We start from the raw sequence: 25,603 nt of genomic DNA on the forward strand, positions 1-25,603 counted from the left end.
AGAACCAGATAAAGTTTTATTAGAGGATCAGCATATTTTAATAACAGTGTTGTTATATGCGATAACAGTTATTATTATACTATTGAACTTTTAATTACTCTATTCGGGTTTGTTAAAACGTTTAAGAGGAGTGTCTTAAACGTTTTTTATTTGGAATAAAACATTTTTTGAATATAAACAGTTAAGGAGTATAGAGATGCAACAATTTTTGATGATTATTTTATCAGTTGGTATGGGAGTTGTAGGGCAAATTTTATTAAAGTTTGGCGCAATGAAATCACAAAGTTCAGCGGCTGTAGGTATTATGAATTTCATTAACGTACCGAACTTTTTCGGACTAGCTTTTTACGGTTTAAGTGCATTATTATGGATGATTGTGCTGAGAAAGGTTGATTTAAGTTATGCATACCCAATGGTGAGTTTCGGATATGTGTTTGTTATTATTGCATCAGCATTATTATTTGGTGAAACAATCAATTTCATGAAAATTGCTGGAATGGTATGTATAGTAGCTGGCATTTTATTTATTGCAAAATCATAGGAGGTAAAGCAATGGGAACATATTTATATTGTGTACTTCCATTTATAGCTTGGGTAGCTTCGGGAGTATTGAAATTTTTAGTGAATTATCTTCGTTCTGGAAAAGATGCTTTTCGTTTAGTAGGAAATGGTGGATTTCCTAGTACGCATACAACGATTTTATCAAGTATGGTCATGACAATAGGGTTTCATGAAGGTTTTAATACCCCGATGTTTGGAATCGGGATGGCAATTTTAACAATTGTTATCATTGATGCCACAGGACTTCGCCGTACAGTTGGTAAACATGCAAGAATGTTGAATAAACATATAAGTTCGGAAGAAGAAAAATTAAGAGAGCGCCAAGGACATCATTGGCATGAGATTTTTGGTGGACTTGTGTTAGGAACAGTTATTGGGTATGTAGCACATCTAATTATGGTATTTCTACCTTAGAGAGGAGAAGAAGTATTGAGTATTTGGAATGGTTATAAAGGAAAGGGGATATTAGCCCTTGTCCTTTTCATTTTTTATTGGTCATTTTATTTTTTTATCGGTTGGAAAATGGAAAACGACTCTAAGATTTTAACAGCTTCCTGGTATGACATGTATTTTTCTTTTGATCAGGGTTATTACATTTTAAGTTTTTTCTTGGCTAAAATACCAATTGCAGATGAAGTGTTGTTTCGACATCCATTTTTAAATTTTTTAACTGAGGAAATAGCAACAGTGGTATCATCACTAGGTGTAAAAAATGTAGTGCAAGGTATTATATTTTTCCAAGCATTCTTAAGTACGATAAGTGTAGTCATGATTTACATGTTATGTTGTAAAATTTGTAAGAATGTAATTGTTTCTTTCCTATTAGCGGTTATGTACGGATTTTCAGCTACTATGTTAGTTATTACGTGGACACCGGAATCTTTTGTTTATGCCAATTTCACATTGGTACTGATGTGCTTTGTATGTTATCCGTTTATTACAGGAGAAAAAGAAGCGAAAGCAGGATTCAGCGTTGCTAATATGTTATTGGCAATAGGAATAACGGGAGTTACATTAACAAATTCGTTTATGTGGTTTTTAGGTAGTGTAATGAGTTATAAAACATTAAAGAAAAGAATCATTTGGACTGGTATTTCTATCATTGTGGTCGTTCTTCTTTTCGTATTAGTGATTATAGAAAATAACATATCACTTATTGATGTGATCAATACTAATATTAAATTTACAGAGAAACAAGGTTTTTCAGAGGAATATGTAGGGTCTAAGTATATACTAGCATTTCATTTAGTATTAGGATCTTCATTCATCTTTGGACCATTCTCGGAAGTTACTTTAAGACAAGGTGAGCAATTCGCACAATTAAATATGCTTCCATCGCATACTATGATCGGATGGATTGTGATTGTATCTGTGTATGCTTTTATAATAGTAGCTGTATGGAAAAACTTTAGAAAAGAACCTTTTGTAAGGTTTTTAAGTTTCTGTTTACTATTTAATATTGTTTTACATGGAATTATTGGTTTTGGGGCATCTGAAGCATTTATTTATGGTGCACATATGCTGTTTACAATACCGTTATTATTGGCATATGGTTTTAAAGTGATGAGACGTGTAAAAGTAGTTGCTTTATGTTTAATATTAATATTAATAATTATAAATAATTTTGAAAGTATGCTATATTTTTACCATTTTGCAGTCTCCAATTATTCTTTATAATAAAATAGATTTTTAATAAAAGGGTACTTTAGATAGGATGTCTAAAGTACCCTTTTTTACTATTTCTTAAAAATAGATACAAAATAATAGCCGGAAGTGTAGCATTTTAGAAAAAATATAGTTGTTATGAAAGAACTCTAAACATGTTTTGAGTACAAAAAGAGTTAGCAAGACATGAAGTGATAATTATTGTACTTAGATATCGCTGTGTGCACATAATTTATGGGGCAGTTCCAGCAATGGGTAGGTAATTCGTATACTTTTCGAGCATTTTGTAGAAGAATAATTTTTTGAAGAAAAAGCTGTCTCAAATTTTGGAGACAGCCTTTTTTATTGATATAGTAGGTATATTTGTTGGTAATTCGATATAACTTCATTTACTACCGCGCTGTTCAAAAAAGTGTTTATAAAGAAATCGTATACAAAACCCCATTTAAAGCAAAAGAAGTACGGCCCGTTTCTTCAGAGACAACTAATATAAGTGCATCACTCTTTTCTGATAAGCCAATTGCAGCTCTGTGACGTGTTCCTAGCTCAGGATCAACTTCTGTACTTTTCGTTAAAGGAAGAATATTAGCAGCTGAGACAATATGATTATTTTTTACGAGAACGGCACCGTCATGAAGAGGGTTACCTGGATAAAATATTGATTCGAGTAATGGTGCAGTTAAATGAGCGTTTAATGTCGTTCCAGTTTGAATGAGAGCTTCAAGCGTCTCGTTTCGTTCCACAACGATAAGAGCACCATGTTTTCTGGCGCTTAAATGTTGGATAGCTGTCGTAATAAAAGATGAACTTTCCGTATAAGGTGATAAATATGCCTGAATGTAGTATGTAGCTGCCAATGTTTGTACATTTGCTAACATATGATGAATATCTTCCATTTTGCATAAAATACATTCGTCTTCTTTATCGATTGCGTTCCTCATAATCGATAGTTCTTTTTCAGCAATTTCAATCATTTGCTTTGTTTGTATTTTGAGCTCTTCTGACAAGCCCCATTCGTGCATAATCCTCATTCCCTTTAGTGGAGTATTTAACAATAGTGTATACAAATATTCCTAGTAAAATCCTGCTAGATTTTATAAAATATTGAGATACAGCATGTTTTTTTCATATAATAAAGGTATGACGAGCGAGAGGAGAGAGAAGAATGAATTGGAAACAAGAATTTAGTCGCTGGCTTTCTTACGCACAATTAGATGCAGAATTAAAAGAACAGCTAGAAAATATGAAGCAAGATGAGAAGAAAATCGAGGATAGCTTTTATAAAAATCTAGAGTTTGGCACAGGTGGTATGCGTGGTGAACTTGGTGCTGGTACGAACCGTTTAAACGTATATACAGTTCGTAAAGCAACAAAAGGATTAGCAAGCTTTATTGAAAAATTAGGTGAGGAAGCGAAAAAACGCGGTGTTGTTGTAGCCTATGATTCTCGTCATAAATCACCTGAGTTCGCAATGGAAGTTGCTGCTACACTTGGGGCACGCGGTATCACAACATATGTGTTTGAAAGCTTACGTCCAACGCCAGTACTTTCTTTCGCAGTTCGTCATTTACATACAGTAAGTGGAATCGTTCTTACGGCAAGCCATAATCCACCTGAATATAACGGATACAAAGTATATGGTGAAGATGGTGGGCAGTTACCTCCAAAAGAAGCAGATGAGTTAATTAGCTACGTAAATGCAGTAGAAGATGAATTAACAGTTGAAGTCGCTGATGTAGAGCAATTAAAAGCTGACGGTTTATTACATATTATTGGACAAGAAGTAGATAATGCATATGCTGCAGAATTGAACAATGTCATCATTAATAAAGAAATGGTGCAAAAGGTTGGTAAAGACTTAAAAATCGTCTTTACACCATTACACGGAACATCAAATATTTCTGTACGCCGTGGTTTAAAAGAAGTTGGATTTACAGATGTAACAGTTGTAAAAGAGCAAGAGTTACCAGATCCAAACTTCTCTACAGTAAAATCACCGAACCCAGAAGAGCACGCAGCGTTTGAGTATGCCATTCGTGACGGTGAAAAGGTAGGCGCAGATGTATTAATCGCAACTGATCCTGACGCAGATCGTCTAGGTGTAGCGGTGCGCAATCATAATGGTGAGTTCCAAGTATTAACAGGAAACCAAACAGGTGCATTAATGCTTGATTACTTACTATCTCAAAAGAAAGAAAACGGAACGCTTCCGGAGAACGGTGTCGTATTAAAAACAATCGTAACGTCTGAGATTGGCCGTACAATTGCGAAAGCATACGGTTTAGATACAGTTGATACGTTAACTGGATTTAAATTTATCGGTGAGAAAATTAGGCAGTATGAAGAAAGCGGACAATATGAATTCCAATTCGGTTATGAGGAAAGCTATGGTTATTTAATCCGCCCATTCTGCCGTGATAAAGATGCAGTACAATCTGTCCTATTTGCATGTGAAGTAGCTGCATACTACAAATCACAAGGGAAAACGTTATATGACGGTCTATTAGAAGTATTTGAGAAGTACGGTTTCTTCCGTGAAGACCTTGTATCGTTAACGTTAAAAGGAAAAGATGGAGCTGAAAAAATCCAAGAGATGATGGCAACGTTCCGTGAGAATCCTCCAAAAGAAGTAGCGGGCTTAACAGTCGTAGCAGTGGAAGACTATAAAGCAAGCATCCTTACATCTTTACAAGATGGACATAAAGAAGAGATTCACTTACCGAAATCAAATGTGTTAAAATATCAATTAGAGGATGGTTCATGGTTCTGCCTACGTCCATCTGGAACTGAGCCGAAGATTAAGTTTTACTTTGGTGTAAAAGATAGTTCTTTACAAAATAGTGAACAAAAGTTACTTACTATTAAAGAAGACATTATGAATCGTTTATAATACAAAGTAATTTTAAGTAGTAAGGAACAAAAGGGAGCGAAATCTCCCTTTTGTTTTATGTAGGAAATAATTGCTATTGATTCCGACAGGAGAGAGGGTATTTTGTGATGAAAAAAGTAAGAAAAGCGATAATCCCAGCAGCTGGATTAGGAACACGTTTTTTACCAGCAACGAAAGCAATGCCGAAAGAAATGTTACCGATAGTAGATAAACCAACGATCCAATACATTGTAGAAGAAGCAGTGAAATCGGGTATCGAAGATATTATTATCGTTACTGGTAAAACAAAGCGTTCTATTGAAGATCATTTTGATAATGCATTTGAACTAGAACAAAACTTATTAGAGAAGAAAAAATATGAGTTGCTTGAAAAAGTACAAGCTTCTTCAAAAATGGTAGATATTCATTATATCCGTCAAAAAGAGCCGAAGGGACTAGGACATGCTGTTTGGTGTGCGCGTAAATTCATTGGTGATGAGCCGTTTGCAGTGTTACTAGGTGATGATATTGTCCAAGCTGAGAAACCGTGTTTACGTCAATTAATGGATGAGTATGAAAAAACACTTTCTTCTGTTATTGGTGTACAAACTGTTCCAGAGTCGGAAACACATCGCTATGGAATTATCGATCCATTAGAACAAGAAGGTCGTCGTTACCAAGTTCGCAATTTCGTTGAGAAACCAGCACAAGGTACAGCTCCTTCAAACTTAGCAATTATGGGCCGTTACATTTTAACGCCTGAAATCTTTATGTTCTTAGAACAGCAACATGTCGGTGCTGGTGGTGAAATTCAATTAACAGATGCAATCCAAAGCTTAAATGAAATCCAACGTGTATTTGCTTACGATTTCGAAGGAAAGCGCTACGACGTAGGTGAAAAGCTAGGATTCGTTCAAACGACAATTGAAATGGCCCTGCAACACCCAGAATTGCGTGATGACATGGTTGCAATGATGAAGAAAATTTTAGAAGAACAAGCGAATCAAGAGTCTTAATATAAAAAAAGAGTTATTGCAGCAATCTGCAATAACTCTTTTTTATTATGAAATCGTCGAATGAGAATGCTGATAAGCAGAACGACGCACAGCATAGTATATGCGAGGTGCGATAATAGCACCGATAATTGTAAATGCAATATCTTTTACTGCAAACCACATCATAATCATCCAAGCAGCTTTATAGCTCATATTACCGCCCATAAAGAGATTGACTGCTCCGTACATGTAAGTAGTACCGATTATATAAGTTAAAATAATTCCAGTGAAAGAGGCAATTGCAAATGTAATGAAAGTTGGTCTTTCTTTTTGTTCTACTAGTTTTCCTGATACGTAAGCAACGATAATAAAGGCGATAATAAAACCACCAGTAGGATCTAAAAGTGCTCCAAATCCAGCTTTGAAGTTAGCGAAGATTGGTGCGCCGGCTAAGCCAACGAGCATATATACAGTCATGGATAAGGCACCAAGTCTACTTCCAAGAAGAAGACCTGCTAAAATTGCGAAAAATGGTTGCATAGATAATGGGATGCCTGCTACTTGTAAGAAAGGTGCCCAAGATACAATATTTGCACCGATGGCCATAAGAGCAACGAACATGGCAGCTAATGCTAAATCTAAAACATGTAATCTTCTCATAATGTTAACCTCCTGTTGTTTTTAGGTTAACATTATCGTAGCGAAAATATTTACTTGTTGTCAATCAAAATATTTTGATAAGAAGGCTTTAAATAGTCTCTTAGCAACGTATATGGAATACGAAATTGCGGAATTCCACTTGAATAGGGAGCAATCTCATATAAAGGGAAATAAATGACGAGATTGTCTGGCTCTAAAAAGAAGTGAAATTTTTTCATACTCATTACTTTTTCAGTTGCATCAGGAAAATAAATGCTTTCATTTTGTTTAATTTGTCGTACAATCTCTGCACGGATTACATCTTTATATTTATCCTTTTGTTGAAATAAATCGTCTAAGTGCAGCACCTTTTTTTCGTTTAAATCAAATGTATTTGCCTTCCACGTATAAAGACCGTGTGCTCCGCCAGTATATTGATAGTAATTCACATATAGGCTAAGAAAAGGTGGTTTGTTTAAAGAGACTTTATAATCAACATTTGCTACGTACGGATGAAAGGGTGTACTAGATCCTTCTGTCTCTTTATAATATTTTTTTGCTTCTTTTTCTAATTTGTTTTTAAATTTGTCAGTGGATTTTTTGTAGTATAAATTGAGTTTATTTTGAAATTTAGAATCAGAAAAGTTGTGAAAAGAAGGCCTATTTATTTGATATTCTATATAAGGTTTCTTACCTTTTTGCGTTACAGTCTTAACATCGATTGTCAGGTTAGATGCTTTGGCTGTTATTGCACAATTTGGTACAATAGTCAGCAAGGAGAACATAAGCAGTAATATACAAAATTTCTGTTTCATTTAGGTGAAGCCTCCTTATATAAGTGTTATAAGTAGTTTGAAAATAAATAGGTAAAATTATACATTTAATTAAAGTAAGAGAAGGGGGAAGCGATATGGCAAAAACTTTAATGGATTCACTTGGAATTGAGTTGTTAGAGATGACAGAAGATAAGGTAGTTGCTACGATGCCTGTTGATGAGCGTACGCATCAACCGTTTGGATTTTTACATGGAGGTGCATCGGTTGCATTAGCGGAAACAGTGGCAAGTGTTGGTTCATATAATTTAATTGATCAAGAAAAATGTATTTGTTTCGGATTAGAAATTAATGCAAACCACATTCGCTCAAAGAAAGATGGAATTGTAACAGCGATCGGAACACCGATACATAGAGGACAATCGACAATGGTTTGGGATGTTCGTATTATTGATGAAAATGATGATTTACTATGTATATCAAGATGTACAGTAGCAATTAAAGAAAAACGTGAAAAGTAAAAAAGAGGCGCTCTTATGAGCAGCCTCTTTTTCTTATAATTAGAACTGGATTTTCTTCTCTAAGAAACCTTTTAGTTCGCTAATTGGCATACGAACTTGTTCCATTGTGTCACGGTCACGTACTGTAACAGCTTTGTCTTCAACTGAGTCGAAGTCGTATGTGATACAGAATGGTGTACCGATTTCGTCTTGACGACGGTAACGTTTACCGATAGAACCAGTTTCATCAAAGTCTACCATGAAGTCTTTAGCTAATTCTGCGAATACTTCAGTAGCACCTTCAGATAGCTTCTTAGATAATGGTAAGATAGCTGCTTTGTATGGTGCTAAAGCAGGGTGGAAACGAAGAACTGTACGAGAATCGTTTTCTAATTGCTCTTCTTCATATGCATCACATAAGAATGCTAATGTTACGCGGTCTGCGCCTAAAGATGGCTCGATGCAGTATGGCACGTAACGCTCATTCGTTTGTGGATCAATATAGTTAAAGTCTTCGTTTGAATGTTCCATGTGACGTTTTAAGTCGAAGTCTGTACGAGATGCAACGCCCCAAAGTTCGCCCCAACCGAATGGGAATTTGAATTCAATGTCAGTTGTTGCATTACTGTAGTGAGATAACTCTTCTTCACCGTGGTCACGAAGACGCATGCTCTCTTCAGACATACCAAGTGAAAGTAACCAGTTTTTACAAGTTTCACGCCAGAATGCAAACCACTCTAAATCTTCACCAGGCTTACAGAAGAATTCAAGTTCCATTTGTTCGAATTCACGTGTACGGAATGTGAAGTTACCAGGCGTGATTTCGTTACGGAAACTCTTACCGATTTGGCCGATACCAAATGGAAGCTTTTTACGCATAGAGCGTTGAACGTTTTTGAAGTTTACGAAAATACCTTGTGCTGTTTCAGGACGAAGGAAGATTTCGTTTGTGCTAGACTCTGTAACACCTTGGAATGTTTTGAACATTAAGTTGAACTGACGGATTTCAGTGAATTCTTCACTACCGCAATCAGGACATTTTACTTCATGTTCTTTCATTAAGTCAGCCATTTGGTCGAAAGTAAGACCATCAACAACCATTTCGATGCCTTTTGCATCTAAAGCATCCTCAATTAATTTGTCAGCACGGTGACGAGCTTTACATTTTTTACAGTCGATCATTGGATCGTTGAAGTTACCAACGTGACCAGAAGCGATCCAAGTTTTAGGGTTCATTAAAATAGCTGCGTCTAAACCAACGTTGTATGGAGATTCTTGAATGAATTTTTTCCACCAAGCTTTTTTAACATTATTTTTTAATTCGATTCCAAGTGGACCGTAATCCCAAGTGTTTGCAAGACCACCGTAAATTTCAGAACCAGGGAAAACAAAACCGCGATGTTTCGCTAAGTTTACAACTTGTTCCATTGAATACATAAGAAAATCCTCCTTTTGAAAGTTAACGTATTGGCGATGACATACTCTGATACTTTGGAAACGAGCAGTATATGCTAAAAAGAACATAAAAAAACGCTCATCCCAAGGCTTATTTGCCTAGGGACGAGCGTTTGCCCGCGGTTCCACCCTAGTTGATACACAAAAGGTGCATCCACTTTATCATGTATTGCTCGGGACTGCCGTTTCCTTGCGGCTTCAGGCTTTCACTATCCCTGAATCGCTTTTTATGCAAGTACTTATAAGTCCGTCATCGCTACTTATATTAATAATAATGAACATATTCTAACACGTTCTTTTTTAAATCTCAATAGAGGAACGCGTCTATCTATGATAGAGTCTCGCCTATTTTTTCATTATTTATTCCGTAATTTTGCTTAATATGCTTAATTGCTTCACGCTTACTTAATGGAGCGAGCTCATTGTTTTGAACGTATTCCCAAACTACATCCGGATTTGTTTTTGCATATTCACGAAGGACCCAGCCAATCGCTTTTTGAATGAAAAATTCTTTTGAAGAATGTAGTTGTCCAATAATCCAGAAAAGAAGTTCTTCATCCATCTTTTGTTTATATTTTAGTTGGAATAAAATAGCGGCACGTTGTAACCATATGTTATCTGATGCAATCCATTTTGGAATATAGGCAGAAATTAATTCTGGATGTTTTAAAAAGATATCGCCTAAAAATGTAGGGACGATGCTATCGACAGAGTCCCACCAAGATTTTGTGACAATCAGTTCTTCTAAGAAGGGGATATGAGTTTCGTTTATATGCTTTTTATATTTTTGCATAATATCAAGTGCGGCCGCTTGGAATTCACGTTCTGGTAAGTCCCAAAGCTCACGTATGATAATTTGGAAGTCTTTTTGATCTGGGAGAGTATGTATTTGAATGATGTCTTTTAATAATTGGCGTCTTTCCGGTGTTTGAATACCCAGAAATAGGAAGTGATTTTTCATATAACGAGCCATAGGTTCTGCTTTTTCAGGATTTTGATGAGCTGTGAAATGCTCTTGTAATGCTTTTACAAATGGATGCATAAGTGTTGCTCCTCTCTTATTCTCTTTCTTCTCTTATTATACAAAGAGTTTGGATAAATTTTAAAACATAACTTGCAATGTAATGAAATATGTTGAAAGTAGAGAGGAGAGGATAAGATGGAGGATCAAGGCGTATTAGCAGGTTTCTTTGCTCTTAGTTTTGCGTTTATTCTTGTTATATTGATTTGGGCAATTATTTCATATTTGTTAACGGCTTTTGCACTTTATTCGATGGCGAAAAATGATGGTGCAACGGACGGGGTGCTTGCGTTTATTCCGTTTTTGAATAGTAAGACATGGGGTGACTTAGCGAAAGATAAATTACCAGATTTTTTGAAAGAAGAAGCAGGGTGGAAAGTATTCGGTATATACGTTGCATGTTTTATTTTTAATTTCGTACCAATTATAAGTTTACTAGCAACAGCTGTATCGATTGTATTGTCCATTTATCTTATCTACGCTATTTTAGACAGATACGGAACGAACTCTATATTATTTACGATTATTCATGTAATCACATTTTCAGTGTTCTTACCGATTCATTTATTTATCATTCGAAATGAACCGGTGAGATATAAAGAGTAGATTTTTCTTTTTTGTTGATAAGTCGATATATTTTAGATATAAGTAAAAAAGCGCCCTGATTATCAGAGCGCTTTTTTTACTACATAAGATAGCGTAAATAAATATAAATGTGAGAAATGATTAATGAAACGATCATAATTGGGAAACCGACTTTTAGGAAGTCCATGTAACTAAATTTATGTCCTTCGCGGCTCGCGATACCTGCAACGATTACGTTAGCAGAAGCTCCGATTAATGTTCCGTTTCCGCCCAGACAAGCACCTAGTGCTAATGCCCACCATAATACATCGATTTGTGCGTCAGATGGTGATAAGCCTAGCCCAACTGCCATATCGTTAATAAGTGGAATCATTGTTGCAACGAATGGGATGTTATCAATTGTTGCAGAGGCGATACCAGATACCCATAAAATAAGGATGGATGCGTAAGAAATATCTCCGCCTGTTATACCAATTACTTTTTGAGCTAACATTTTGATAAGACCGATATCGATAAGTCCTCCAACAAGTACGAATAGCCCTGCGAAGAAGAAGATTGTTACCCATTCTACACTTGCGAATACCTCTTCAATTTCATGTTCTTTCACACCAATTAACATAAGTACAGTAGCACCAGTTAAGGCGATAATAGCGGCATCAATATGGAAAATAGAATGAGTCATGAAACCTACAATTGTAAGTCCAAGTACCGTTAAAGATTTTTTCATTAATACTGGATCTTTAATGTATTGTTTTTCATCTAAGCTCATTAATTTTTTAACTTGTACAGGATCGGCAATTAATTGTTTACGGTACATGAAGTAAAGTATTGTTGCTGTAACTGCAATAATAATAATTACGATTGGTGCTAGATTCAATAGGAAAGCATTGAAGTCTAAATGCTTATTTGCAGAACCAATCATAATGTTAGGTGGATCACCAATTAATGTTGCTGTTCCTCCAATATTTGAAAAAATAATTTCAGAAAGTAAATAAGGAACAGGATTTACTTGCAGTATGCGCGTAATAGATAAAGTAACTGGAACAACAAGAAGTACAGTTGTAACGTTATCTAAAAATGCGGAGCCAAGCGCGGTAAGTAGGGAAAGGGAAATTAAAATTTTAATTGGATTTCCTTGTGCCCCTTTTGCTGCTTTAATGGCAACGTATTGGAAAACACCTGATTTACTCGTAATGTTCACCAAAATCATCATACCGATGAGTAGCGTAATTGTTCCCCATTCAATATGTTTCGTAAAGGCGTTATGTAAATCGACGACCCCCACAATTACCATGAATGCTGCACCGAGAAGTGCGATGACAGCGCGATTAATTTTTTCAGAAATAATAATGGCATATGTAATTAAAAAGACTGCGATAGCAAAATAATACTGCCAGTTAGCGAGTTCTTGCGTTGTTTCGTGCAAAAATCTCATCTCCTTTCATTCATTTTTCTTAGTGTGTCAAATATTAACTAGATGAAACACACATAACGTCATTATAAAGTAGAAAAACTGCGGATGTAAATGAAAGGAGAGATTTTGTCATATTTTCTGCATAGGTCATTTTTTCTTATTTTTTAAAATATTTGTGGGCATTTGACATATATATAAGATACATCCAATCTGAATATTTAAAATGGAATTAGCATTCGAGCTTGTTCGTGTAGGAGTGTCAAATAGAAAGGAATGACAAAAATGATAAGGAAGGGATCGTATGGATGAACAACGATTTTTATTTTTAGACTTTGAGTTTACGATGCCCCAGCATAGAAAGAAACCGAAAGGATTTTTTCCAGAGATTATTGAGGTAGGACTCGTTTCAGTTGCTGGCTGTAAGGTAGAAGATACGTATTCATCACATGTCAGGCCGAAAACATTTCCTTCTTTAACGGATCGATGTAAGAAGTTTTTGGGAATAAAACAAGAAGTCGTGGATAAAGGGATTTCATTTCCTGAACTCGTTAAGAAGCTTGCAGAATACGAAACGAAATGTAAACCGACAATTGTAACGTGGGGAAATATGGATATGAAAGTGCTGAAACATAATTGTGAAATGGCAGGGCTAGCTTTTCCATTCTTCGGACAGTGTCGTGATTTATCGCTTGAGTATAAGAAGTTTTTTGGAGAAAGAAATCAAACAGGATTATGGAAAGCGATTGAGGCGTATGGAAAAGTAGGGACAGGGAAGCATCATTGTGCGCTTGATGATGCGATGACGACGTACAATATTTTTAAACTAGTAGAAAAAGATAAAGAGTATTTAGTAAAGCCAGCACCTCCAACATTAGGAGAACTTGTTGATTTTTCAAAAGTGTTAAAGAAAGTGAGCACACAGTAACGACCAAATTGCACATTATGTAATTTGGTCGTTTTGTTTTTTAGAGTTTGTAGTCTTTCTTTAACTGTTGTAATGTTTCTAGACTACGCTCTGCAAAAGGTGAATCATCTTCAGAAAATGAATTCATTTGAGTTTCTAATGCTAATTTTAGTGACTCGGTATAATCCGGAATTTCTCCTTCATATTTTTTCACCATTTGCTCTGGAATGTTCGTCTGTTCACGGAAAGCTAAAGCGCGTCTTTCATGGAAAAATGGTACGTCAGCTTGTTTTACGTTATGTAAGTCACCTTGCACCGGATGTTTTAAAACAGCTAATACTTTTACGACGTAACTGCCAGGGCGGCTATTTGTAACTTCGCCGATGTATTTTCCTGTTTTATAAATACCAGTAACGATTTCGCCAATTTCAAATGTTTCTCTCATATTTTTCACCTCAAGTTTATAGTAAGGAAAGTAGGAGAAGGAGTCAAAGAAATCATTTGCTTTCAGAACGCCCCTTGAGAATATGGATAGGTTCCACTATAATTTAAAATTATATAACAGAAAATTCTGATGTTTTATAAATCCTATAATAAGGAGTGTTCTATATGATGCCTTTATATTTTCCGGAAGATAAAACAGAATATATTATTCCAGGGATTGTTTGCGTTCTATTTATTATCGGTGCTATTGCCACGTGGCGCATGTTTATTCGTGTATCAAAAAGAGAAGCAGAGCGATTGCAGAAAGTTGAAGAAAAACTATTAGCTGAAAAGAAACAGTAATGCATTTTTGTATGTTTCCCTCTATGCTCGGACAATCTAAGGGCAGAATATATTTTGGAGGGAATAAAATGAAGAAACGGCTTTTTTTCAGTTGTTGTTTATTATTTCTGATGGCAGGTTGTGACCAAGGAAAGCCGAAAGAAATTGAAGTGAAATTACATAATGCTTCAGGAGATGAAGTAGGGACTGCGAAAGTAGTGCAGCAAACAAGTGGCGTGAAAATTACGATTAAAGGAGAAGGTTTCACGCCAGGACCACACGGACTACATGTACATGAAATTGGAGAGTGTAAGGCACCTCGTTTTGAATCATCCGGGAATCATTTTAATCCTGATGATAAAAAACATGGTCTTCTTAATCCGAAGGGTGCAGAAAACGGTGATTTACCGAACGTAGTTGCAGATGGTTCTGGAAAGATTAAAGCGGAAATCGATGCACCTCACATCACACTTGAAGAAGGAAAAACGACGATTCATAGAAAAGATGGAGCGTCTATTATTATTACAGAAAACCCTGATGATGGTATGACTCAACCGACAGGTAAATCAGGGGATCGAATTGCTTGTGGCGTAATTGTAAAAAAAGCATCGGATATGAAGAAAAAGTAAAAGCTACCGTGAATGGTAGCTTTCTTTGTGAAATGTAATTGAAAATATATCAGCGATTATTGGAATATATCGACTGTAACTCAAATTATATCGGCGATTATTGGAATATATCGACCGTAACTTGAAATATATCGACTTACCGACAAAATATTACAAAGGAGTCTGTCCAAGAATGATTAGGGGGACAGACTCCTTTCTTATTATGAAAACGTATGACGCAGTCTGTTTAAAATTTCTTCTAAAACAGATCGTGGACAGCCGATATTAATTCGAATATGTTCTTCGCCACCTAACCCGTATTTCTCACCAGGTTCAACAATGATTTTTCCTTTTTCCTCAAGTAATGCAGTACGCTCGTTTTGAGAAAGCTTTAGACGAGAACAATCAATCCATAATAAAAAGCTACCTTCTGGCTTCGTTACGGAAAGAGCAGGTATGTGAGTTTTAATATATTCACAAGCAAATTGAGCATTATCTTCTATATATAATCGAATTTCGTTTAGCCAATCATTACATTCTGTATAGGCACTTTGCATCGCTGTATAAGCGAAGATATTTAATCCGTGGAAGCCTTGTCTATATTGGATAGATGTAAAGGCTTGACGGAGTTTTTCATTTGGAATGATAATAATCGATGCTTGTAATCCAGCGATATTAAATGTTTTACTTGGAGCCATACAAGTAATCGTGCGAGCTGCTAATTCTTCAGATAAAGAAGCGAACGGTGTATGTGTATGATCTGCATAAATAATATCGGAATGAATTTCATCCGCCACAACGATTACGTTATATTTAGTACATAACGATCCGAGCTGCAAAAGTTCCTCTTTCGTCCAAACGCGCCCGATTGGGTTATGAGGGCTACAAAGAAGCATGAGTTTGATGCCTTGCTGAAACTGCTTTTCTAAATGCTTGAAGTCTATCACATATGTATCATTTTGTTTCTGTAATGGACTCACGTATAACTGTCTGTTGTTTGTTGTGACCATTTCGAAAAATGGAGGATAAATAGGTGGTTGTACGAGAACGGATTCGTTTTCTTTTGTGAAAGCCTGTATGCTCGTACTAAGAGCTGGAACGATTCCGGCGCTAAAGACAATCCATTCTTTTTGAATATCCCAGTCGTATTGTTGTTTTGTCCAGTTACAAATAATATTCCCAATATTTTCGGGAGGAAGTGTATAGCCAAAAATCGGATGTTCGATTCGTTGTTTTAAGGCAGTTTGAATTGGTTTTGGTACTTCAAAATCCATATCAGCAATCCAAGCATGGATAAGTTCTTCGTTTTTATATGTATCCCATTTTATACTATGCGTTCCACGTCGATTGATTGCTTTATGAAATAGTTGCATACGTTTGCCCCCTTCTTCTGTAAAACCAATAAGTTATGAAAGTTCTCTCTCTTCTTATAGAATAGCTGATGTGATAGGATAAAGAAAAGTATTAAAAAGTGAAAAGGCGGGAAGCGAATGGGTACATATGAAAAGATGATAGAGGTTGTGAAGAATTGGGATCCGTTTCAAATGGGACCGGAGTTTTATGAAACAGAAGCGAGCGATGTTGTGAACGTCATAAGTGTGTTTGACGATCCAAAATACATCGCAAAGAAGATTCAACATATATACTTTATGTCTTTTGAGGAAGTACCTGCGCTTGAAAAATGTGAGAAATTAGCTATGGAATTACTTGTAATAAAAGAAGGTGGAAGCTGTTCATTATAGGCTGTCGGAATTTCCGACAGCCTTTTTTATATTATCCCGCTATTTTCCGGGCAGTAAGACCCCGACCTCAAAATTCAGCGGAAGCAAAGAAGTTAGGTGGGGACTGATTAAAGTTTCATTTTATTGCGCGGAAAAAGCGATAATTTCTTCATAAACATGTTCAGGCTTTTCTTCAGGTAGTAAATGTCCTGTATTTTCATAAGAAATAAATTTTGAATTCGGTAAATCTTTGTGTAGACGATGACCTACATGTACAGGGACGACGCGGTCTTTTTCACCCCAAATGAGTAGGATAGGTGTTTCGATTTTTTGTAATTCAGTTGAAGATAAGTCACCTTCACGGTCTCGTATCATGCGAGTTAAAGCGGGAAATATACGGTTGTCATAAAAAGGAGCGGAGTAACCTTTTTTCATTTCATCGTCAATTAATGAGTGATCATGAACGACATTCATTAAGTTATGAACAATGCCGCGCCGTATAACCCAGTTCTTTACGTATAAATGAAAGAACGGTAAATAAGAAGAGTATAGTAAAGGTAAGGTTGCGCGCGCTAAATAGCTCGAGCTACATAGTAAAATCGTCTTTGAAATGAGTTCAGGACGTATACGGTTTACATAGAGAGAAATTTGCCCACCCATAGAATGCCCAACTAATACAATGTTTGAGAGAGATAAATGTTCAATTAAATCAATAATAATCGTTGCTAAATTGTGATAAGAATACTTAAACAGATGAGACTTATCACTTTTTCCGAACGGTGGTAAATCAAGAGCAATGACTGTTCCTTCCTTCGCTAGTAAAGGAATGAGACGGCGGTAACTGAATGAGGAAGATAAAAAGCCGTGAACGAGTACGAAAGTAGGGCGTTCTGTTTTATTATCATGTTCATACAATTCGTAATGAACAGTAGTGCCGCGAGTGGAAAAAGTGAAATAAGGACAAGTATATTTATGATTCATTTTTTGTCACTCCATTGATTTTTGTTCATATCATCTCCAAGGAAGAAGAAAATATGTTAACAAAAAAAGGCAAGATGACGATGTCATCTTGCCTTTCGTTTATTCAGTATTACCCGCGCACAATATTAGGCGGTGTTTTTCCTTGTAATCCTGCAACTAAATTTTCAGCGGCGGTCATGGCCATTTGCTGACGAGTTTTTAATGTTGCAGATCCGATGTGCGGTAAAGTCACAACATTTTGTAATGATAAGAGTGGATTATCTTTTTGAATTGGCTCTTGTGTAAAAGTATCGATGCCTGCTGCAAAGATTTTCTTTTCTGTTAAAGCATGGATTAACGCTTCTTCATCTACTGTTTTCCCCCGAGAAGCATTAATGAAGATTGCTGTTTCTTTCATTAATGAAAATTCCTTTTCTCCGATAAGGTGATATGTTTCATCTGTTAATGGAGTAAGAAGAACAATAAAGTCAGACTGCTTCAGTAGCGTCTGTAAATCACGATATGTAGCATCGAATTTTTGTTCAGCTTCTTCTTTACGACGGCGGTTATAGTAAAGAACATTCATATCAAATCCGAATTTTGCTCGTTTTGCAACGGCTTCTCCAATTCGGCCCATACCGATAATACCAATTGTGCTATGGTGTACATCTAGTCCGAAGTGTTCTTTTCCGATTTCAGCGTTCCATTCACCATTTTTTACGTAAGAATCGAGTTCGCAAACGCGGCGCCCAGCTGATAGCATAAGGGCGAAAACGAGATCAGCTACTGTATCATCTAATACGTATGGTGTATTCGTTCCGATAACCTTTCGATTTTTCATCGCTTGTAAATCAAAATTATCGTAACCAACAGAAATGTTGCTCACTACTTTTAAGTTAGGAGCCACTGTCAGTAATTCTTCATTAATAGCAGATCCGAAATTTAATAACCCATCTTTATCTTGTATTTTCTCTAATAGAACATCACGAGGTACTTTCTCATTTTGATCCCATTTTTCATAATCACAGTGTTCTGATAAATAGTTTTCTACAAATGTCGGAACTGGTTCAGCAATATAAATTTTTGGTTTCACGGTTCCATCCCCTTTCGCTTTATCACGCATTTTTCCGCTGATTAAAGTTTCACTTTATTTTGACATAATTCAATAGAAAAATCTTCTTTTCAAACTGGAAAGGGTATTTGTATAATTTAGACACAAACGAAAAGGAAGGATGATTTATATGGTGACAGAAAAAGAATTAGAATTATTAGCTTGTCTTGAAAAGAGTAGTCGATTATCTGTAGATACATTAGCGAAGCTGTTAAATATAGAAGTAGAAGAAGTAAAGAAGATGGTTGCGAGATTAGAAAATGAAAAGATTATTGTGGATTATGTAACACATATCGATTGGACGAAAGTGAAAGAACATACAGGTTTAACGGCAATGATCGATGTGAAAGTTACGCCAAAGCACGGCGTTGGGTTTGATGCGGTTGCTGAGCAAATTTATCGTTATTCAGAAGTGAAATCCGTTTATTTAATGTCAGGGACATATGATCTTTCTATTACATTAGAAGGTAAAACGATGGGGGAAGTAGCGATGTTTGTTTCTGAGAAATTAGCAACAATTGAATCTGTCGTTTCTACAACTACTCATTTCATTTTGAAGAAGTATAAACATGAGGGCGTTATTTATGAAAAAGACGATGATGATAAGCGAATTGTGGTGACACCATGAAGCAATTTGAACTATCTAGATCAGCAGAATCTTTAAAACCATCTGGTATTCGAAAATTTTTTGATTTAGCAGCAAATATGAAAGGTGTTATTTCCCTCGGGGTAGGAGAGCCGGATTTTGTTACCCCTTGGAATGTAAGGCAAGCATGTATTCGTTCTTTGGAACAAGGGTATACGTCATATACAGCAAATGCAGGATTATTGGAGCTCCGTCAAGAAATAGCAAAGTATCTAAAAAAACAATTTGCAGTATCTTATGATCCAAGTGATGAAATCATTGTTACAGTTGGAGCGAGCCAGGCGTTAGATGTAGCGATGCGTGCCATTATAAATCCTGATGATGAAGTGCTCATTGTTGAACCAAGCTTCGTTTCTTATGCACCACTTGTGACATTAGCTGGAGGAGTTCCGGTTCCTGTGGAGACTAAGCTAGAAAACGAGTTTAAAGTACAACCAGAACAAATTGAAGCAGCTATTACAGCGAAAACAAAGGCAATTTTACTTTGTTCACCAAATAACCCAACAGGTGCAATGTTGAATAAGTCCGAGCTTGAAGAAATAGCAGTGATTGTTGAGAAGTACAATTTAATCGTATTATCTGATGAAATTTATGCAGAGCTTGTATACGACGAAGTATATACAAGTTTCGCGAGTATTAAAAATATGCGCGAGCATACGATTTTAATTTCAGGATTTTCAAAAGGATTTGCGATGACAGGATGGCGTCTTGGTATGATTGCAGCTCCTGTTCATTTTTCAGAATTAATGCTCAAAATTCACCAATATTCCATGATGTGTGCACCGACGATGTCTCAGTTCGCAGCACTTGAAGCGTTACGTGCGGGGAATGATGAAGTAATTCGGATGAGAGATAGTTATAAGAAGCGTCGTAATTTTATGACGACATCTTTCAATGAAATGGGCTTAACGTGTCATGTGCCGGGCGGAGCATTTTATGTTTTCCCTTCTATATCTTCAACAGGATTATCTTCAGCGGAATTTGCAGAACAGTTATTGCTGGAAGAAAAAGTAGCTGTTGTCCCTGGTAGCGTATTTGGCGAAAGTGGTGAAGGGTTTATTCGTTGTTCTTATGCGACGTCGCTTGAACAACTTATGGAAGCAATGAAGAGAATGGAACGGTTTGTTGAAAATAAAAAAAGGACAAAACGTAATACGTTTTGTCCATAAAAGGGGGGGAATACTAGAAAGCCATGTGTTAGTAGTCTATCCCAATATTGGAGAATTATACTTCTTTAAGGGAAATTTTTCATGAATTTTGAATGAGTTCTGTCATAGTGGTATAATTTACTAATATAAGGTATGCGCATTCTAGATATTGTTATCTAGAATGCGTACTAACCAATCGGATATTTAAAATAAATATATCTGCTTTGCTCTCTATAATTGTAGAGAGAATGGTAAACGTATGGGAGTGTTTCATATGTCAGAACAATATACAACAGGAGTGGTTGTAACAGGGAAAGTGACTGGAATTCAAGATTACGGTGCGTTTGTAGCGTTAGATGCAGAAACACAAGGACTTGTGCATATATCTGAAATTACAAATGGATATGTAAAGGATATTCATGACTTTTTAAAGGTCGGCGATACAGTAGAAGTAAAGGTACTTTCAATTGATGAAGAGCACAGAAAAATGAGTTTATCGTTAAAAGCGGCGAAAAGAAAACAAGGAAGGATTCTTATACCAAACCCATCTGAAAACGGATTTAATACGCTGCGAGAAAAGTTGGCAGAATGGATTGAAGAGTCCGAGTTAACAAAGTAAAAGAGGAACGCATATGAGCGTTCCTCTTTTACTTTATCTTATGATATATATTTGCAAATATGATTGCATGCAATCATATTCGTATGTCGGAGGTGAAAGGACATACTGATTATCGAATTTCGTTTGTTTCTGGGTGCGTACCAAGATTTTCAGATGGTTTAAACAGTAAACCAAGGTTGATAAGCCCAGATATACCAACGATGCCGTAAATAATACGTGCAAGAGCTGAATTTTGTCCGCCGAAAATGGATGCTACTAAGTCAAACTGGAAAAATCCGATTAGTCCCCAGTTCACAGCGCCAATTACAGTAAAGACTAATGCGATACGTTGCAAAGTACTCATGAAAAAGCCCCCCTTAATTGTGAAGCATGAGCAAGCGATGAGTTAATTAACTCTTTTATAGAATGGGGTAGTTATGTTGTTTTTATACATAAAAAATGTTCGAAATATGATGTATATACATCTATACCGAAAAATGCGAATTTTTATGCAAAAAATGAACTTTTTCTAAAAAATATATATTGGTTACGTTTACAATTGCCTAATCGCTTGATTTACAACTTCAGTTTCGCTAAAGTGAATACAGAAATACATATCCATAATTGGAGGGAAAAAGATGAGTACACATGTAACGTTCGACTATTCTAAAGCGTTATCCTTCATCGGTGAACATGAAATCACTTATTTACGTGATGCAGTGAAAGTAACACATCACGCAATCCACGAAAAAACTGGAGCTGGGAACGATTTCCTTGGGTGGGTAGACCTTCCGCTTCAATATGACAAAGAAGAATTCGCTCGCATTCAAAAATGCGCAGAAAAAATTAAAAATGACTCTGACATTTTACTTGTTGTAGGTATTGGTGGTTCTTACCTAGGAGCACGCGCAGCAATCGAAATGTTAAACCATTCTTTCTACAACACGCTTTCTAAAGAACAACGTAAAACTCCACAAGTGCTATTTGTTGGACAAAACATTAGCTCCACTTACATGAAAGATTTAATGGACGTATTAGAAGGTAAAGACTTCTCTATTAACGTTATTTCCAAATCAGGTACAACAACAGAGCCAGCACTAGCATTCCGTATCTTCCGTAAGTTATTAGAAGAAAAGTATGGAAAAGAAGAAGCGCGCAAACGTATTTATGCAACTACAGATAAAGCGCGTGGTGCATTAAAAACATTAGCTGATAACGAAGGTTATGAAACATTTGTTATTCCAGATGATGTTGGAGGTCGTTTCTCTGTATTAACGCCAGTTGGTTTATTACCAATCGCAGTAAGTGGCTTAAATATTGAAGAGATGATGAAAGGTGCAGCTGCTGGTCATGATGACTTCGGAACATCAGAACTAGAAGAAAATCCAGCTTACCAATACGCAGTAGTTCGTAACGCTTTATACAATAAAGGAAAAACAATTGAAATGCTTGTTAACTATGAGCCAGCACTTCAATACTTCGCTGAGTGGTGGAAACAGTTATTTGGTGAAAGTGAAGGAAAAGATCAAAAAGGTATTTTCCCATCTTCAGCAAACTTCTCAACTGATTTACACTCATTAGGTCAATACGTTCAAGAAGGGCGTCGTGACTTATTTGAAACAGTTCTTAAAGTAGGAAAATCTACACATGAACTAACAATCGAATCAGAAGAAAACGATTTAGACGGATTAAACTACCTTGCTGGTGAAACTGTAGACTTCGTAAACACAAAAGCATACGAAGGTACATTACTTGCACATAGCGACGGGGGAGTACCAAACTTAATCGTAAATATTCCTGAATTAAATGAGTACACATTCGGTTACCTTGTATACTTCTTCGAAAAAGCATGTGCGATGAGCGGCTACTTATTAGGCGTGAATCCATTTGACCAACCTGGAGTAGAAGCATACAAGAAAAACATGTTTGCTTTACTTGGTAAACCAGGATTTGAAGAATTAAAAGCAGAATTAGAAGAGCGTTTAAAATAATAAAAAGCGACCGGATTCCGGTCGCTTTTTATTATTTTATCGAAAAGTCCATCAGTATATTCAAACTAAAGTGGGTATGCTAAAGGAAAAGTCTAGGAGGGATGGGCTTGATTCCGATTCAATCAAATTTAGAAGGACGTACATATGCGTTATATAAGTTAGAAGAGATTATGAAACCACTTGGATATAGCATTGGTGGTAATTGGGATTATGATAAAGGATGCTTCGATTACAAAATTGATGAAGAAGATGGGTATCAATTTTTACGAGTTCCATTTACAGCCATTGATGGAGAACTAGATGTACCAGGCGTAATAGTTCGTCTTGGAACGCCGTATATTCTTTCGCACGTATATCAAGACGAACTAGATGATAATGTGAATACTTTAACAGCTGGAACGAGTGGAATGGATCAATTTGCTGAGCCGAAAGATCCAGATGGAGATGTGAAAAGAAAATATATCAATATTGGGAAAGTGCTCATGCAAGAATTAGAGCGTCATTTTACTAATGGTGAATAACAATGAGTATGTCGCTTTCAATGAGAACAAAGGAATGAACTGGATTAATCATATATTGTTCGTCGCGCTTTATACCTAGTAAGAGAATGTTTTGCTTTAAAAGAGTATAGCTACAATTGGCAAAAGTTTGTCCGGTGCAGGACGATGGAAGCTCCATCAGTTGTAATTTATTATCAGAGATTTCGTCGTAAAGTGAAAATAGTACACCTGAAATGGAAGGGAATAAAAGAGAAGCGGTAAATACATAGCTCGTTAATTTATTTCCTTCTATAATTTCTGACACGCCAGCTCTCGTTGCATTTTGTATTTGTTCAGAAGTAAGAAGTTCAGCGATGCAGTGAATGTTTGGGTTGAGCCCTTTTGCAGTTAAAATATTTAAAATGGACTGTGTATCCGCTAAGCTTTCGTTTTTTTCTTTATCAGCTGTTATTAATATGGTGTGTGCCGTTGCAATATTGGCCTTTAATAAAGTTTGATCGTGATGCGGACAACCTTTTATAAATTCTAAATGATGAAATGGTTTTGGGAGTAAAGAAAGTGTTTCATCAATTAAAACGATATCAAGGTTTGGTTGTAATACGTGCATTTGCTTTACAACATGTTTTGCGCGCTCATTCCAGCCAACGATAATCATATGACCGTTAGAAGTAGCGGCTTCTTCACCTTTAATTTTCATATATTGTTTATTAATCATTTCAGTAGCAAACAGCACCATATAATAAGAACAAAAGCCAGTTCCTAATAAAATAATACTTATACCTATTAGTTTTCCTATCGTCGTATGGGGAGCAAAGTCTCCATATCCAACTGTAAAAATGGTAACGATTGACCACCAAATTCCGTCAAACCATGTAGTGAAATGAAAAGGTTCTAATCTATGTATAAGAAAACCGGAAAAAGCAGTCAGTACAATAATAAAACAAATTAAACGAAAAATAATGGAATCACGAAATGTATCTACTAAATTCGGACGGGATTTCAATTGCCTATTCCTCCTTACTTTGTAGGACTACATTCATTGTTGCCATTATAGAAAAAAGAAAAACTCTCTAATTAAAGAGAGTTTGTTTTATGTTACATACTTTCTACTTCAGTTTGTTGGACACTTTCAAGATGCTGGAGAGCATAGTAAACATCAGCAGTATGTCTTTTTTGATCAATGGACAGTTTAAGATGTAAATAGTGAGAACCGTTTTCTAATGTTTTAAGCTTCATATTCTTAACTTTTATATCCATTTCTTTTATTTCTTCAATTACGATTGGGATATTGTCCATATTTCGTACAACAAGTTTCACAGCGATATCACGTTGACGAAATGATCTAGGGCCTACATATTTCATCGCGAGTGGTATAAGTTCGACACTAATCATAAGGAAACACATTCCGAATATCGCTTCAATATAGAATCCGGCCCCAACAGCAATACCAATACCAGAAGCACCCCAGATCATAGCGGCAGTCGTGAGCCCTGCAATGCTATCGTTGCCTCTTCTTAAAATTACGCCAGCACCTAAAAAACCAATTCCTGATACAATTTGAGCGGCAAGTCGAAGTGGATCCATATTCATATGTTCGGTATGTGGTAAGTTATAAGCTGCTTTAATAGAAACAATCGTTAGGAGGCAACTAATAATAGAAATAACTAAACACGTTTTTAAACCAAGTGGTTTCCGTTTTAATTCGCGTTCTAAACCAATGGCAAATCCTAAAATAGCCGAGAGACCTAGTTTGATTAATAAATCGGTATAGTCCATATATATTCCTCCTTGTATGATATGCTATATGAATAAAACGTTTATTATAGAAAGAAACGTCTTTTGATAGAGTAACTTTATATAAAATATATGTAGGAATTGCTCATACATGAAAGAGATATTTCGTTTAAGTATATGATATAAAAAAAGAAATGTGGGCAGTTTTAAAAAAAGTTTATAAAAGGTGTTGCATTTCATTTTTCACCATGATATATTAATAACCGTCGCTGATGCGGAAACGCAGAAAACGACAAAAAAGAAATTAAAAAACTTAGTTGACATCGAAAAACGAAGATGTTAACATAAGGAAGTCGCAAATGAGCGACCAAGTAGTTCTTTGAAAACTGAACGAAACAAACAACGTGAAACGTCAATTTTTATTTTAGATGCTAGACAAA

The 25,603-nt window shown here is 36.0% G+C and carries 29 protein-coding genes and 1 pseudogene; 17 read left to right on the forward strand and 13 right to left on the reverse strand.

What is annotated here, in order from left to right:
• From ACTFN4_RS29685 to ACTFN4_RS29700, 4 genes and pseudogenes are all read left to right on the forward strand, one after another.
• Nucleotides 1–94 (forward strand): annotated as a pseudogene (locus ACTFN4_RS29685) (decaprenyl-phosphate phosphoribosyltransferase); the annotation flags it as partial.
• A 102-nt stretch (nucleotides 95–196) separates the two neighbouring features.
• The gene (locus ACTFN4_RS29690) at nucleotides 197–541 is read left to right on the forward strand and encodes an EamA family transporter (RefSeq protein WP_001183889.1); all 345 of its coding nucleotides are present in this window, start codon (nucleotides 197–199) and stop codon (nucleotides 539–541) included.
• Nucleotides 542–552: 11 nt separating this feature from the next.
• Nucleotides 553–975: a divergent PAP2 family protein gene (locus ACTFN4_RS29695; protein ID WP_000537666.1), complete on the forward strand. Its 423-nt coding sequence runs from the start codon at nucleotides 553–555 to the stop codon at nucleotides 973–975.
• Nucleotides 976–990: 15 nt separating this feature from the next.
• Nucleotides 991–2,238, forward strand: a complete 1,248-nt coding sequence (locus ACTFN4_RS29700; RefSeq protein ID WP_000029661.1) for a DUF6080 domain-containing protein — start codon at nucleotides 991–993, stop codon at nucleotides 2,236–2,238.
• A 404-nt stretch (nucleotides 2,239–2,642) separates the two neighbouring features.
• Here ACTFN4_RS29700 and cdaS read toward each other — a convergent pair whose 3' ends face one another.
• A complete protein-coding gene (gene cdaS / locus ACTFN4_RS29705; protein ID WP_000545253.1) occupies nucleotides 2,643–3,248 on the reverse strand; it encodes a sporulation-specific diadenylate cyclase CdaS in 606 nt (201 codons plus the stop codon).
• Nucleotides 3,249–3,391: 143 nt separating this feature from the next.
• Here cdaS and ACTFN4_RS29710 point away from each other — a divergent pair, with 143 nt between their 5' ends.
• Nucleotides 3,392–5,116, forward strand: a complete 1,725-nt coding sequence (locus ACTFN4_RS29710) for a phospho-sugar mutase (RefSeq protein WP_439963290.1) — start codon at nucleotides 3,392–3,394, stop codon at nucleotides 5,114–5,116.
• Nucleotides 5,117–5,223: 107 nt separating this feature from the next.
• On the forward strand, nucleotides 5,224–6,111 hold the full coding sequence (gene galU, locus ACTFN4_RS29715; protein ID WP_002097988.1) for a UTP--glucose-1-phosphate uridylyltransferase GalU: 888 nt from the start codon (nucleotides 5,224–5,226) through the stop codon (nucleotides 6,109–6,111).
• A 45-nt stretch (nucleotides 6,112–6,156) separates the two neighbouring features.
• On the opposite strand, the gene ACTFN4_RS29720 is transcribed toward galU, so the two are convergent.
• Both ACTFN4_RS29720 and ACTFN4_RS29725 read right to left on the reverse strand, forming a co-directional pair.
• The gene (locus ACTFN4_RS29720; RefSeq protein ID WP_001253379.1) at nucleotides 6,157–6,750 is read right to left on the reverse strand and encodes a biotin transporter BioY; all 594 of its coding nucleotides are present in this window, start codon (nucleotides 6,748–6,750) and stop codon (nucleotides 6,157–6,159) included.
• A 50-nt stretch (nucleotides 6,751–6,800) separates the two neighbouring features.
• Nucleotides 6,801–7,544: a DUF3298 and DUF4163 domain-containing protein gene (locus tag ACTFN4_RS29725; RefSeq protein WP_000810329.1), complete on the reverse strand. Its 744-nt coding sequence runs from the start codon at nucleotides 7,542–7,544 to the stop codon at nucleotides 6,801–6,803.
• Nucleotides 7,545–7,639: 95 nt separating this feature from the next.
• Between ACTFN4_RS29725 and ACTFN4_RS29730 the strand changes: the two genes are divergently transcribed.
• Complete coding sequence (locus ACTFN4_RS29730; RefSeq protein WP_001140612.1) at nucleotides 7,640–8,023, forward strand: hotdog fold thioesterase; 384 nt, start codon at nucleotides 7,640–7,642, stop codon at nucleotides 8,021–8,023.
• Between the two features lie 39 nt (nucleotides 8,024–8,062).
• On the opposite strand, the gene ACTFN4_RS29735 is transcribed toward ACTFN4_RS29730, so the two are convergent.
• Both ACTFN4_RS29735 and ACTFN4_RS29740 read right to left on the reverse strand, forming a co-directional pair.
• Nucleotides 8,063–9,439 (reverse strand): glycine--tRNA ligase, encoded by a 1,377-nt coding sequence (locus ACTFN4_RS29735; protein ID WP_000287151.1) that lies wholly within the window; start codon nucleotides 9,437–9,439, stop codon nucleotides 8,063–8,065.
• A gap of 346 nt (nucleotides 9,440–9,785) precedes the next feature.
• Entirely contained in the window at nucleotides 9,786–10,499 is a 714-nt protein-coding gene (locus ACTFN4_RS29740) for a DNA alkylation repair protein (RefSeq protein WP_000553305.1), read from the reverse strand.
• 117 nt (nucleotides 10,500–10,616) lie between these two features.
• On the opposite strand from ACTFN4_RS29740, the gene ACTFN4_RS29745 reads away from it, so the two are divergent.
• Nucleotides 10,617–11,084 carry a hypothetical protein gene (locus ACTFN4_RS29745; protein WP_000390061.1) on the forward strand — a complete coding sequence of 156 codons (468 nt, stop codon included), beginning with the start codon at nucleotides 10,617–10,619 and terminating at the stop codon, nucleotides 11,082–11,084.
• Nucleotides 11,085–11,163: 79 nt separating this feature from the next.
• Here the strand turns inward: ACTFN4_RS29745 and ACTFN4_RS29750 are convergent, their stop codons facing one another.
• On the reverse strand, nucleotides 11,164–12,489 hold the full coding sequence (locus ACTFN4_RS29750) for an ArsB/NhaD family transporter (protein WP_000545209.1): 1,326 nt from the start codon (nucleotides 12,487–12,489) through the stop codon (nucleotides 11,164–11,166).
• Nucleotides 12,490–12,778: 289 nt separating this feature from the next.
• On the opposite strand from ACTFN4_RS29750, the gene kapD reads away from it, so the two are divergent.
• Nucleotides 12,779–13,402 (forward strand): 3'-5' exonuclease KapD, encoded by a 624-nt coding sequence (gene kapD, locus ACTFN4_RS29755; protein WP_322369380.1) that lies wholly within the window; start codon nucleotides 12,779–12,781, stop codon nucleotides 13,400–13,402.
• Between the two features lie 40 nt (nucleotides 13,403–13,442).
• Here the strand turns inward: kapD and ACTFN4_RS29760 are convergent, their stop codons facing one another.
• Complete coding sequence (locus tag ACTFN4_RS29760) at nucleotides 13,443–13,826, reverse strand: kinase-associated lipoprotein B (protein WP_001209344.1); 384 nt, start codon at nucleotides 13,824–13,826, stop codon at nucleotides 13,443–13,445.
• Nucleotides 13,827–13,990: 164 nt separating this feature from the next.
• On the opposite strand from ACTFN4_RS29760, the gene ACTFN4_RS29765 reads away from it, so the two are divergent.
• Both ACTFN4_RS29765 and sodC read left to right on the forward strand, forming a co-directional pair.
• The gene (locus ACTFN4_RS29765) at nucleotides 13,991–14,167 is read left to right on the forward strand and encodes a hypothetical protein (protein WP_000982757.1); all 177 of its coding nucleotides are present in this window, start codon (nucleotides 13,991–13,993) and stop codon (nucleotides 14,165–14,167) included.
• A 68-nt stretch (nucleotides 14,168–14,235) separates the two neighbouring features.
• Nucleotides 14,236–14,775 (forward strand): superoxide dismutase [Cu-Zn], encoded by a 540-nt coding sequence (gene sodC / locus ACTFN4_RS29770; protein WP_000746520.1) that lies wholly within the window; start codon nucleotides 14,236–14,238, stop codon nucleotides 14,773–14,775.
• Nucleotides 14,776–14,975: 200 nt separating this feature from the next.
• Here sodC and ACTFN4_RS29775 read toward each other — a convergent pair whose 3' ends face one another.
• Nucleotides 14,976–16,127, reverse strand: a complete 1,152-nt coding sequence (locus ACTFN4_RS29775) for a MalY/PatB family protein (RefSeq protein ID WP_063220137.1) — start codon at nucleotides 16,125–16,127, stop codon at nucleotides 14,976–14,978.
• Nucleotides 16,128–16,244: 117 nt separating this feature from the next.
• On the opposite strand from ACTFN4_RS29775, the gene ACTFN4_RS29780 reads away from it, so the two are divergent.
• Nucleotides 16,245–16,496, forward strand: coding sequence for a YugE family protein (locus ACTFN4_RS29780; protein WP_000537638.1), 252 nt, complete (start codon nucleotides 16,245–16,247; stop codon nucleotides 16,494–16,496).
• Between the two features lie 120 nt (nucleotides 16,497–16,616).
• Here ACTFN4_RS29780 and ACTFN4_RS29785 read toward each other — a convergent pair whose 3' ends face one another.
• Together ACTFN4_RS29785 and ACTFN4_RS29790 are read right to left on the reverse strand one after the other, a co-directional pair.
• Nucleotides 16,617–17,456, reverse strand: a complete 840-nt coding sequence (locus ACTFN4_RS29785) for an alpha/beta fold hydrolase (RefSeq protein WP_439963292.1) — start codon at nucleotides 17,454–17,456, stop codon at nucleotides 16,617–16,619.
• A 109-nt stretch (nucleotides 17,457–17,565) separates the two neighbouring features.
• The gene (locus tag ACTFN4_RS29790) at nucleotides 17,566–18,558 is read right to left on the reverse strand and encodes a 2-hydroxyacid dehydrogenase (RefSeq protein ID WP_439963294.1); all 993 of its coding nucleotides are present in this window, start codon (nucleotides 18,556–18,558) and stop codon (nucleotides 17,566–17,568) included.
• Between the two features lie 118 nt (nucleotides 18,559–18,676).
• Here ACTFN4_RS29790 and ACTFN4_RS29795 point away from each other — a divergent pair, with 118 nt between their 5' ends.
• The 3 genes from ACTFN4_RS29795 to yugI all read left to right on the forward strand — a co-directional run bounded on the left by ACTFN4_RS29795 (nucleotide 18,677) and on the right by yugI (nucleotide 20,959).
• A complete protein-coding gene (locus ACTFN4_RS29795) occupies nucleotides 18,677–19,174 on the forward strand; it encodes an Lrp/AsnC family transcriptional regulator (RefSeq protein ID WP_000255696.1) in 498 nt (165 codons plus the stop codon).
• Nucleotides 19,171–20,361, forward strand: coding sequence for an aminotransferase (locus tag ACTFN4_RS29800; protein ID WP_075676431.1), 1,191 nt, complete (start codon nucleotides 19,171–19,173; stop codon nucleotides 20,359–20,361). The genes ACTFN4_RS29795 and ACTFN4_RS29800 overlap by 4 nt, the downstream gene beginning before the upstream one ends.
• A 253-nt stretch (nucleotides 20,362–20,614) precedes the next feature.
• Complete coding sequence (gene yugI / locus ACTFN4_RS29805; protein ID WP_000003764.1) at nucleotides 20,615–20,959, forward strand: S1 domain-containing post-transcriptional regulator GSP13; 345 nt, start codon at nucleotides 20,615–20,617, stop codon at nucleotides 20,957–20,959.
• A gap of 109 nt (nucleotides 20,960–21,068) precedes the next feature.
• On the opposite strand, the gene ACTFN4_RS29810 is transcribed toward yugI, so the two are convergent.
• Complete coding sequence (locus ACTFN4_RS29810; protein ID WP_439963295.1) at nucleotides 21,069–21,302, reverse strand: DUF378 domain-containing protein; 234 nt, start codon at nucleotides 21,300–21,302, stop codon at nucleotides 21,069–21,071.
• A gap of 274 nt (nucleotides 21,303–21,576) precedes the next feature.
• On the opposite strand from ACTFN4_RS29810, the gene ACTFN4_RS29815 reads away from it, so the two are divergent.
• Both ACTFN4_RS29815 and ACTFN4_RS29820 read left to right on the forward strand, forming a co-directional pair.
• Nucleotides 21,577–22,929, forward strand: coding sequence for a glucose-6-phosphate isomerase (locus ACTFN4_RS29815; protein ID WP_000103654.1), 1,353 nt, complete (start codon nucleotides 21,577–21,579; stop codon nucleotides 22,927–22,929).
• Between the two features lie 107 nt (nucleotides 22,930–23,036).
• Nucleotides 23,037–23,450, forward strand: coding sequence for a YugN-like family protein (locus ACTFN4_RS29820; protein ID WP_000612334.1), 414 nt, complete (start codon nucleotides 23,037–23,039; stop codon nucleotides 23,448–23,450).
• Here the strand turns inward: ACTFN4_RS29820 and ACTFN4_RS29825 are convergent.
• Nucleotides 23,437–24,432, reverse strand: a complete 996-nt coding sequence (locus tag ACTFN4_RS29825; protein ID WP_000842320.1) for a potassium channel family protein — start codon at nucleotides 24,430–24,432, stop codon at nucleotides 23,437–23,439. The two genes, ACTFN4_RS29820 and ACTFN4_RS29825, sit on opposite strands and share 14 nt — an antisense overlap.
• Nucleotides 24,433–24,524: 92 nt before the next feature.
• Nucleotides 24,525–25,205, reverse strand: coding sequence for an MgtC/SapB family protein (locus tag ACTFN4_RS29830; protein ID WP_071739814.1), 681 nt, complete (start codon nucleotides 25,203–25,205; stop codon nucleotides 24,525–24,527).
• Between the last annotated feature and the right edge of the window lie 398 nt (nucleotides 25,206–25,603).

Origin of the sequence: Bacillus cereus group sp. MYBK95-2 (genome assembly GCF_051915225.1) — a bacterium.
GTDB lineage: Bacteria > Bacillota > Bacilli > Bacillales > Bacillaceae_G > Bacillus_A > Bacillus_A cereus.